Here is a 4346-nt window from a genome sequence, read left to right as displayed (position 1 = left end):
CACGCTGCCGCCCATGCCGTGGTGGACGGCGCGGACGCCTTCCTCGACATCCTCGACCTCTTCGGCTGACCCGCTGCTCAACCGCCCGTCTCGCGGCCGCTCCGCCTTTGCGGGAGGGCAGGTGGCGGGCGGTATGCGGCTGGTCGCTGACGGCTGCGGACGCCGGTGTTGGACCGGCCGTAAGCCTGGTTTCGGGACGACCGTTTTCCGGGCGGAAGCGGTGCGCGGACGGGGAATGGTCGCGTGTTTCGGACGAGATGCCGCGCGGCCGGGGTCAGCCGCGCCTCGGGTGGTTAGGTTGGGTGCGGTGCCCGCCCCCGAGGGAGCTGTATGACCACCACCGTGATCCTGGTGCTGCTATGCCTGGCGATCGCCGGGCGCGAACTGTATCTGGCGTCCGACAAGCGGCTCCCCCGTGCCCAGGCGGAGCTGCGCGAACTGCGTGACCGGGTGGCCGACCTCACCCGCAGGCAGGACGCGATGCGCGCCGACCTCGACCGCTCCGTCCAGGCTCCGCCGCCCGAGGCGCCGGTGCCGGACCGGCCCGCCGTGCAGCCCGGGCCGTCCCCGGAGCTGGTCGTTCATCTGGACGCCCTCGCCGACCGCGTGGACCGGGTGGAGAGGGAACTCGGCACACTGTCCGCGCAGTACGCGGAGGTCGAACTCGACCGGGAGGCGCAGCACGCCCTCGCCCGCTCCCTGGACGCCGTCGAGCAGGACGTCCGGGAACTGCACCAGGAGATGCTCGACCGGCTCGCGTCCGAGAAGGGCGTGGTCTCCGGACTGGTGCTGAGCGAGGACGGCGAGGCCGAAGCCCTGCTGGTCGAGGCGTTCGAGCGGTGCGCCGCCGAGTACGGGCTGCGCGTCCGGATCCGCGACCAGCGTGGCGCGCAGGCGGGCGGCGGGTTCCTCGGAACGTCCTACTACCTGTCGGGCCGGCGCTCGGACGCGTTGGCGGAGGAGCTGTTCTCGTACGTGCGCGGGCTGGACGACCCGCACGATCCGTCCGGGCTGACGGCTCTGCTCACCGAGCTGGCGCATCTGCGCGGGGACGGGCTCGTCCGGCTGGGTTCGTTCGCTGCCGTCCGGGCTCAGGACATCGTCTGGTGCGGGCTGTTCCCCTCCGATTCGGCGGCGGCGTCCGGGGAGGTCGACGACCCTCGCGATCTCGCCTTCCAGATCCGGGACCTGCCCGACGACCAGCAGTGCGAGCTGGGCTGGCTGCGCACCGAGGAGTGACCCCCCCGCGAGGTGAAGGACGCGCCGGACGGGCCCCTGCGGGATCGTCCGGCGCGTCGGCCGTCTAGGGGCGGACGAAGCGGGGCGTCGCCACCTCCGTGCGGTCGATGCGGAAGGCCAGGAGGCAGCGCGGGGCGTGCCGGTCGTCCACGCCGAGACACACGCCCAGGCCGAGCCGGGGGTCGAGCAGGACGACGCGCCTCAGCGACCGCAGCGTGCGGCGGGTCAGCGTCCAGGTCTCGGGACGGTGCGGATCGCGCAGCGTGCCCGCGACGATCCGGGAGGCGTGGCGCCACAGCGCCGGGGCGTCCAGGACGCGGACTCCGGTCGCGGTGAGGTCCGCGACGATCACGACTCCGGTGTCGTCCTCGTCGTCATTGTGAGCGCGCCCGCGATCGTCCTCTCGTGGCTGGTCGAAGGGCACGTCGAACCTGCCGGACCGGCCGGGCTCGTGCCCCCGGAAGCCTTCCGGCGAGTCGGCGGACGGCGGGTCGGTGAGCGGATCCGCTTCGAAGTCCAACGCGTCGCCCAGCGGGTCGGCCTCGCCGGGATGGTCGTGAGGCGCGCTGGGCCCGCTGACCGGCCGGTGGTACCGGAGCGGATCGACGGTGTCGACGACCAGCGCCTTCGCGTAGGGACGGGCCGCACGCGGACGAGGATGACTCCCGTTGTCGGCGGTGGTGCGCCTGTGCGCGCTGAGGTCTACTTCCAGTCCCATGGGGCCGAGCCATAGGGGCACGCCTATGCGCGCCACCGCTCCGCGTTCGTCCAGGGCGGCGATCTCGCCCCAGATCTCGTCCGCGCTCGTCGCGAGGGTCGCGCCTACGCCGAGCCCCGGGAACGCGCTTTCCAGGACGACCAGGAGGGCCTGCCAGGTGGGGCCGCCTACGAAGTCCCCGACGAACTCGTCCACGAGAGCGCGGCGCGCGCGCCGGTCGAGGCGGGTCATGTCGCCGTTGCGCACGTGGCCCTTGGGACGCCGGACGGCCCGGTGCACGCGGGCGGGGACGATCGGATCCGGCCTCGTTTCGGACGGACGTTCCGCCTGCTCGGAGGAGTAGTCGTGCGACGGGGGCTGAAGCACGTGAGGGTGATCGAGCGGCTCGGTTTCGGCAGCCGGGGCGGGGCGCTGGGGCGGCGGCCGGTCCGAGAGGCCCTCACCAATCGGGGCGTATGGGTCGATGTCCGGCGGGTCGGTCGGGTATTCGGCGTCGGCCGGAGGAAGCCGATGTCGTCCCGGGCTCGCTGTCAGAGGCGGCTCGCCTTCCGGGTGAAGCGGCTCCGCAGCGTCCGGAGCCGGGGTCTGGTGGCTCGTGCCTACTTCGGCGGAGAAGACCGCGTTCTCGCGACGGAACTCTTCCGGCTCTGGCTGCGGGTGCGCGGTGTCGCCTTCCGAGGAGGCGGACGCAACCTCGTGCTCCTGCGAAGGGAACGTGGTCTCGGCAAAGCTGGGGCGTGCAATATCCGAATCCTGCGTTCTCGCGTCCTCGCCGTAGCGGTCCGCTTCCCCAGCGGGCGCGGCTGCGGTCAGGGCGTCGTCCGCATCCGACGTCGCGGCCGTGCCCTGGCCGAAGGGCGCGTCGCGTCGGGGGGCGGACGGCCCGGCGGTCTCCGGCTTGCGCACGGTCATCCAGAGTTCGTCGTCTTCCACGGCTGGATCATCGCCGTCCGGCCCAGGAGCCGGAGAGGTTTTCGCAGGTTCCGCTGCGTACGGCCTAGGCGCGCTCCGCCAGGGATCGTGTCCGTCCGGGGGGATCGGAGATGACTGGCCCGCTCCCGGTGATTCGTGGACGTCCGCCGAGTGCGCTTCAGGCTGCGCCGGGGGATTCGGCTTGAGGGCGGGTTCCCAGGGTTCGTCGGCCTCGTCTGCTTCTCGGTCGGTCGAGTCAGGCAGCGGGGGCGGCGCGACGCGAGGAGTGGCCGCCGCCTCGACAACACTGGGCCGGCGCACGGTCGTCCACGGATCATCCGCTTCGGACGACAGAACGCGCTGTTCAGGCTCGGCGTCCGTCCCCCGGCCGTTATCCCGGGCCCCGGCCTCGGGTGCGCTGTATCCAGGCTCGCTCGGTGCATCCGGCCGCAACCCCGCAGGGCCCCCAGCCGGAGGGGGCAGCGCTTCGTGCCCGTGTCCGCTGGTGGAGACAGGCGTCCAGTCCGACGAGGACGACGACGCGACGTCCACCTGACCTGGGAAACCGTCTCCCTCGGCAGACGCCGCAGACGGCGGCGTGGAGGTTGCAGGCGAAGGGAACGACACCGCGATATCCGGCCTGGTCGGCTGCACGGATCCCGCATCCCACCGCAGCGAGGCCCCCTCGCCCACCCCAGACGACGCAGACGTCCCGGCGGCCCCGGCCGACGTGGGGAGCCCAGGCGGCGCGGACGATTCGGCGGACGGCATGGCCGAGCTCTGATCAAACGGCGGTTCCGCTCGGGCTGAGCCTGACGACACGGACGGCTCGGACGATGCGGACGGCAGGTGCGGCGCAGACGACTCGGGAGGTCCGGCCGATGCGGGGAGCTCAGGCGGGGCGGACGATTCGGCGGGCGGCATGGGCGAGCCCTGCTCGAACGGCGGTTCCGCTCGGGCTGAGCCTGACGGCGCGGAGGGCGCAGACCATGCGCGCGGGTCGGACGTTGCGGGCGGGGCCGACGATGTCGATTGGTCTTGGTCAGCGGGAAGTGAAAGGGATCTGGTCGGTCCGCCGGATCGAGGGAGCGGGCCCTGGTCGGGTGGCGTTCCTGCTGGCTCGGAGCCCGACGACGTGGGGAGGGGCTGCGAGCCGGGATGGCGGTGGCCTGGCGGGGCTGGAGCCGCTGGGGGCAGGAGAGGTTCGGTGGGCGGCGGGAAGCTGTCAGAGGGGGTTGAAATTCCCTGCTGCGCGGCCTCGCTGGGGAAGCTGTAGGGCTCCGGACGCTGGGACGGCGCGGGGCCTGGAGGCGGCATGGGGGGCGCGGGCTCGTCCGGACGGCTGGGGGCCATGGCCGGCCGGGGCGGGGCGGGGGGTTCGGCCACGCGGGGGCGGCGGGGTGGGCCGCCTGCCACGCGGACGTCGCCCGGGTGCGGGACCTCCGGGAAGGGGCGGGAGTGCGAGGGCCGAGGCGGG

2 protein-coding genes are annotated in these 4346 nt (G+C 73.3%); one reads left to right on the top strand and one right to left on the bottom strand.

Annotation, left to right across the window (positions count from 1 at the left end; genetic code table 11):
* Positions 1-330: 330 nt before the first annotated feature.
* The gene (locus tag AB0J52_RS29480; protein WP_500185816.1) at positions 331-1239 is read left to right on the top strand and encodes a hypothetical protein; all 909 of its coding nucleotides are present in this window, start codon (positions 331-333) and stop codon (positions 1237-1239) included.
* A 64-nt stretch (positions 1240-1303) separates the two neighbouring features.
* On the opposite strand, the gene AB0J52_RS29475 is transcribed toward AB0J52_RS29480, so the two are convergent.
* Positions 1304-2323 (bottom strand): hypothetical protein, encoded by a 1020-nt coding sequence (locus AB0J52_RS29475; RefSeq protein ID WP_500185814.1) that lies wholly within the window; start codon positions 2321-2323, stop codon positions 1304-1306.
* Positions 2324-4346: the final 2023 nt, after the last annotated feature.

This window comes from Spirillospora sp. NPDC049652 (assembly GCF_040675125.1).
In the GTDB taxonomy this organism is placed as follows: domain Bacteria; phylum Actinomycetota; class Actinomycetes; order Streptosporangiales; family Streptosporangiaceae; genus Spirillospora.
The sequence above is the reverse complement of the archived record's forward strand: the minus strand, read 5'-3'. Positions and strand labels throughout refer to the sequence as shown.